The sequence below is a fragment of the Peribacillus sp. P4_D6 genome (genome assembly GCF_056401795.1).
Genome location: NZ_JBFUIQ010000208.1, coordinates 1 through 4,413, shown reverse-complemented (window position 1 = coordinate 4,413; position 4,413 = coordinate 1). Strand labels below are relative to the sequence as shown.

The 4,413-nt window shown below is 38.0% G+C and carries 3 protein-coding genes and 1 pseudogene; all 4 read left to right on the top strand.

Annotation, left to right across the window (positions count from 1 at the left end; translation table 11 throughout):
* The first annotated feature begins 102 nt into the window (after positions 1-102).
* Positions 103-1,245 (top strand): acyl-CoA dehydrogenase family protein, encoded by a 1,143-nt coding sequence (locus tag AC1DVB_RS25450; protein WP_057277664.1) that lies wholly within the window; start codon positions 103-105, stop codon positions 1,243-1,245.
* Between the two features lie 838 nt (positions 1,246-2,083).
* Positions 2,084-2,404, top strand: a complete 321-nt coding sequence (locus AC1DVB_RS25445) for a (2Fe-2S) ferredoxin domain-containing protein (protein ID WP_477591546.1) — start codon at positions 2,084-2,086, stop codon at positions 2,402-2,404.
* Between the two features lie 473 nt (positions 2,405-2,877).
* The gene (locus AC1DVB_RS25440) at positions 2,878-4,068 is read left to right on the top strand and encodes an ATP-binding protein (protein WP_477591544.1); all 1,191 of its coding nucleotides are present in this window, start codon (positions 2,878-2,880) and stop codon (positions 4,066-4,068) included.
* A 108-nt stretch (positions 4,069-4,176) separates the two neighbouring features.
* Positions 4,177-4,413: pseudogene (locus tag AC1DVB_RS25435) on the top strand (acetoacetate--CoA ligase); the annotation flags it as partial.

The window sequence follows — 4,413 nt, the reverse complement described above, 5'->3', positions numbered from 1 at the left end:
CCATAAACTACACTAAGGTAATATGATAAAGTGGAGTTAGCCGTTCTGTTTCTGCTGCTGGATGGTTCAAGATTTTTGTTTACTAGAGGAGGGATGATCTTCATGTCGTTTTTTCAATCACAGAAGCAAAAAGAATATATACAAAAATTAGAGGCGGCGATTCAGTCCTTTACCGACCGATCTGGGGAACTTGATGATTCAAAGGGATTTCCTTATGAAAATATTCAGGAGTTAAAGGAATTCGGATACCCCCAATTAACTTTAGCTAAAGAGCATGGCGGATATGGCGGTTCCTTATATGATTTTCTCCTATGCCAAGAAAAAATAGCTCAATATTGCGGCCCAACAGCCTTAGGAATAGGCTGGCATGTCGGGACTGTACTTTCCTTATCGGAGAAGAGACCTTGGGAAAAAGGAGTCATGAAAGAATTGTATGATGAAGTGTCGAAAGGTGCACTAATCAATACGGCAGCATCTGAGGCTGGAACGGGGAGTCCGACGCGCGGAGGCCGACCGGAAACCATCGCGATCAAAAAGGGTAATCAATGGAATTTGAATGGCAGAAAGACTTTTACTACACTCTCTCCTGTCCTTGATATTTTTCTCGTAACGGCATGGGTTCCCGAGGATGAGCGACTTGGCACATTTTTAGTTCATCGTGATGTAAAGGGTGTAAGTATAGAAGAAACTTGGGATATGATTTCCATGCAGGGGACAGGAAGTCATGATCTGGTGTTAAATGATGTCAGCCTGCCTGAAAAGTATTATGTCATGAAAAGCAATCCTGGTGAAAAAAGAAAACCTGAAGCGTGGCTATTACATATACCGGCTTGCTACTTGGGAATCGCAGTGGCTGCCAGAAATTACGCAGTCGAATTTGCGAAAACCTATTCTCCGAATAGCTTGCCAGGACCAATCAGGGACCTTCCGAATGTTCAACGTACAATCGGGGAGATGGAACTGGAATTGGGTGAAGCACACCATTTCCTCTACTCTGTCGCAGAAAAATGGGTGCGGCAGCCTGAAGATCATGATGAATTATCGAAGCAATTGGGGGCAGTTAAGTTATCGGTCGTCAACAAATCAATCTCCATCGTCGATAAAGCGATGAGAGTCGTCGGAGCCAAAAGTTTACAAAGAAACAATCCCCTGCAACGCTACTATAGGGATGTACGCGCAGGACTCCATAATCCTCCGATGGATGATGCAACAATCACCACGCTCGCAAAATCAGCTCTTTATTAATTCTTATTCAAATATTTTTTGATGGCACTGAAATGATCGTTTCAGTGTTTTTTTCCGTTCTTTTTCTAACATTAATTTGTGTTTTCGTTTTAAGAGCATGATTAGGTGTAGTCATTTTTCCATACACATGTAAGACTTCTAGAGTGTGGGGAAAACTAGAACAAAACATTTACATGGATTCGTGCAAAATAAAAAGAGGCACGAAAAGTACTATTCACACGTAATCAAAGGGAAGGTGCCCTGCCACCCTAGTTGAAAGTTAACTGATGATTTGAAGTAAACTCTGTGGAGATGAGTCTCAACAGAGTTTTTCTTCATTTTTCTTATTTTGTGCCGCTAAACCATATTCCAATTCTCTGTCACTTATAGAACCTTTATTTTTTCTGGAATTCGGGAGAAAATAGGATTAGAAAATCCCTGAATCGGCGCTTGGCTTTTTTGTGTTTTATGGCAAGTGCAATAAATCGATTGAAGGTAGTGTAGAGAAAAGAACCGTTGAAGTGGAATTTAATCCAGACATGTACCATAACATTAAAAAAAGAACGTGCGAATTGTAGCACGATTTCTTTTAGAGTAACATATACTTTACCCGGGTATGGTTTACCAATGTTTCCATACATCCTGTGGAAAAAGTAAATGGCGTTTATTCTCTGAAATTCGACCTGCCTGGATACTCTTATAATGCGTTTGTTGATAGTAAACCAGGAAACCTTGTCATCAGGTTAGTCCGATAGAGTTTGAGGTTGATAAAAATATGAGGAGAATTTAAGTTTTATGATAAAGTCAATAGCTATCGATTTGCTATAGAGGTCAAATAAAAAGGAAATGGGGAATTTATATGAACTTAGATGGGGTTAGCAAACATCTATTAATTTGCAACGGGAAAACATGCACGAAAAATGGAGCAGAAGAAGTAACAGAGACGATTAGGGGGGAATTGAAAAACTTAGAACTACAAAAGGAGATTCACACAACAAAAACATTATGCAACGGCCAATGCAAGCATGGTCCGATCGCTATTCTATATCCACAAGGAACCTGGTATAAAGAAATGGATAAAACAAAAAGTAAAGAGCTTATTCATAAATTGGAAGAAAATGACAATGTTCATCTAGGCTCTGAACTTTATTATCATGATGGGAAAACATTCAAGAACTAGAAGAGTGAATGAACTGTAACATCTCACTTCTATATCTAAAAAGGGTTTCTGTATATGACGCTTTTCTGAAAGAAAAAAATTGCGATATTCAGTGGACTGATCATTTTTACCCATCAGTCGATAATTTAATCAATAGAGTTTACATCTCCCCATTAATCCTAATTGAAAATTGTTCTCTTAGAAAATTCAACAGTTTTACCAATATGAAAAAAATACCCGTTCTTTAAGAACGGGTATTTTTTATATAACATTACCTCAAATTCTTTCCTGGATGTCGGAAGAGGTAGCTTTTATTTTCCTCATAATAATTTAACTAGCTTATCATTATCTATCTTGATATGATTGATATGCCTGTCTAAATCTTCGAAAAATATCGAAAGTTCGGTGTAAAAATGAATCTTATGACCAAAGATTTACTGATTAACTTTTTACTTATCCTTTTTCCGATCTTTTTATTGCAAATGAGCTATCTAGTGAAGTACGTATACCGTTTAGATGCATTAAAAGGATCCTTCCTATCGATTTTCCCTATTCTTTCACTTGTTCTATGCATGCTATTTCCCGTTGTTATAGAAGAGGATTTTGTTTGGGACCTTAGATGGATCCCTTTTCTATTAGGCGGTTTATATGGAGGCTATCGGTTAGGAATCATATTGATAGTCATCACTCTTGTTATCCGCTATGTATCAGGGGGTGATAATGGATTTTATATATCATGCATCACTTTTCCACTAGTGGGTGTTTCCTTGTTTTTTATATCTAAATACTATTTGAAACTCTCTGTCAGTAAAAAAATTCTCATCGGTATATCATTAATCTTCATTGTACATATTCTCACGCAGTTTATTTCAACAGTAGTATTTGAACTTACTATCGGCATAAGTCTATGGAAACAATACTTCACGATCCAAGTCATTGGAATTGTTGTTGTAATCTTACTATGGGAGGTCATCCTCACTAATTTTCAGGTTCTCGAAAAATTAGTGAAAGCGGAAAAATTGCAAATCGTTAGTCATCTGGCTGCTAGCATATCTCATGAAGTCAGAAATCCCCTTACAGTTACCAGGGGATATATACAAATGTTAAGCGAAGACGTTTCTTCCCATACAAAGGTCAGATATGCAAATATCGCACTGAAGGAATTGGATCGGGCCACGGATGTCATTAATGACTATTTGACATTTGCTTCCATAAGCCCTGAAAACACGGAGCGATTAAGGGTATCGGAGGAAATTCAGCATGTCGTGAACAGCATAAAACCCCTGGCTAACAATAATGGAACAGAATTGAAGTTATCACTAATCGAAGATGGAGCTTATTCTATCATGGGGGAAAGGAAGAAATTCCAGCAGTGCTTGTTCAATATCCTAAAGAATGGCATAGAATCGATGGACCATGCTGGCGAAATATACATAGATTTAATTCGTGCTGCCTCCACCATCCAAATTAAAATCCAAGATCAGGGAATTGGAATGACACAGGAACAGATATACCGTTTAGGTGAGCCTTACTTCACGACAAAAAATAAAGGGACGGGATTGGGCATGATGGTTTCATATAGCGTTATCAAAAGCATGGATGGTACGGTACATGTGTCAAGTGTACAAGGGAAAGGGACATGTTTCTCCATTAACCTGCCCATACATCAATACGAGCCTAATTGAGTTTAGTGTAAATTGACAGTTTTGAAACTCATAGATTACAATTCAAGTAAACTACCAATATTATGAAATGATTCAATGACGCATTTGATACCTAAGGGAGATGATTGCATGAAATCGCTTACAGATGGACAAATCATTTGGGAACCGACAAAGGAACAAATCGAGCAAACGGTATTGACTCAATATGTGAAATGGTTAAAAGAAAAGAAAGGTTTAACATTTCATGACTATCATGAATTATGGAAATGGTCGGTAGATGAACTGGAGCAATTTTGGGCTTCAATTTGGGATTATTGTGATGTAAAAGCCGGCAGGACATATGACAGGGTTTTAGCGGAGCAATCC

Excerpts from the sequence above, each read along its gene's own strand:
- AC1DVB_RS25450 (WP_057277664.1), top strand. The coding sequence starts at position 103 with ATGTCGTTTTTTCAATCACAGAAGCAAAAAGAATATATACAAAAATTA.
- AC1DVB_RS25445 (WP_477591546.1), top strand. The coding sequence starts at position 2,084 with ATGAACTTAGATGGGGTTAGCAAACATCTATTAATTTGCAACGGGAAA.